The following is a 1,317-nucleotide window of genomic DNA, read 5'->3' as shown; positions in this document are numbered from 1 at the left end:
TGTCAAGCCCCGGGTTTGATGGAGAGTTGGTTAGCTGGTTTTCAGGGGTGCGGTGACCGGCTGGGTCATCGCGTGTAGTGCTTCGTGTTCGGCGGGTGGGACGTGTCCGAGTTCGCCGTGCAGTCTGCGGTTGTTGTACCAGTCGATGTACTCGACGGTGGCCATCTCCAGGTCGTCGAGCCCGCGCCAGGGGCCGTTGTTGCGGACGAGTTCGGCCTTGTACAGGGAGTTGAACGCCTCGGCCATGGCGTTGTCGTACGAGTCGCCCTTGGAGCCGACCGGGGCGACGGCGCCGGCCTCGGCGAGCCGCTGGCTGTAGCGGATCGCTCGATACTGGACTCCCCTGTCCGAGTGGTGGACCAGTTTGCGCAGGTCAGCGCCCTGGTTCTCGCGGCGCCAGATCGCCATCTTCAGCGCGTCGAGGGCCAGATCGGTGTAGAGGCTGGTGGCGACCTGCCAGCCGACGATCATGCGGGAGTACACGTCGAGGACGAACGCGGCGTAGACCCATCCCACGCTGGTGCGCACGTAGGTCAGGTCGGCGACCCACAGCTGGTTCGGGCCCGCTGCGGTGAAGTCACGTTTGACCAGGTCACCCGGGCGGCCGGTCTCGGCCGCGGGCCGGGTCGTGCGCGGCGACTTGTCGCGCAGCAGCCCGCGCAGCCCGCAGGCGCGCATCAGCCGCTCGACGGTGCACCGGGCCACTGGCAAACCGCGTCGGTGCAGCTCGTGCCAGATCTTGCGGGCCCCGTAGACGCCGTAGTTCTCCGCGTGGATCCGCTCGATCACCGCGGTCAGCTCCTCATCGCGCCGCGACCGGGCCGAGGCCGGGCGGGTCTTGGCGGCGTAGTAGGTCGACGGTGCGATCTGTGCCGGCGTGTCTTCGAGCGCCTGCAGGACCGGCTGGACACCGTGTTCGGCCTTCTGGGAGTCGACGAAGTCGACCTTCATCGCGACGGACGGTCCAGCTCCGCCGCGAAGAAACTCGCCGCGGACTTCAGAATCTGGTTGGCCCGCCGCAGCTCACGCACTTCCCGTTCCAACGCGGCGAGGCGTTCCGCGTCGCTGCTGGTGGTGCCCGGCCGCTGTCCGGCGTCGGTCTCGGCCTTCTTCACCCACGTGCGCAACGCCTCCGGGTGAACCCCGAGCTGACCGGCGATCCGACGGATCGCTCCGACCGCGGACGCCGGATCCCGGCGGGCCTCGACCGCCAACCGGGTCGCACGCTCACGCAACTCATCGTTGTACTTCTTCGGTGCCGGCATCGCTGGTGTTCCTCCCAGGTTTCGATGTCTCCATCAAACCCGGTGCGGAACA

The 1,317-nt window shown here is 68.0% G+C and carries 1 protein-coding gene; it reads right to left on the bottom strand.

Annotation, left to right across the window (positions count from 1 at the left end):
* Nucleotides 1-30: 30 nt before the first annotated feature.
* Nucleotides 31-1,265 (bottom strand): IS3 family transposase gene (locus ACVCAH_RS37880; protein WP_447141011.1). Its coding sequence is split into 2 segments (ribosomal slippage): nt 31-986 and nt 986-1,265, totalling 1,236 coding nucleotides; the frame shifts between segments, so codons are not numbered across the junction.
* Between the last annotated feature and the right edge of the window lie 52 nt (nt 1,266-1,317).

The organism is Micromonospora sp. LZ34 (assembly GCF_052981855.1).
Note: the sequence above shows the minus strand (reverse complement) of the source record. Positions and strands in the feature narration are given on the sequence as shown.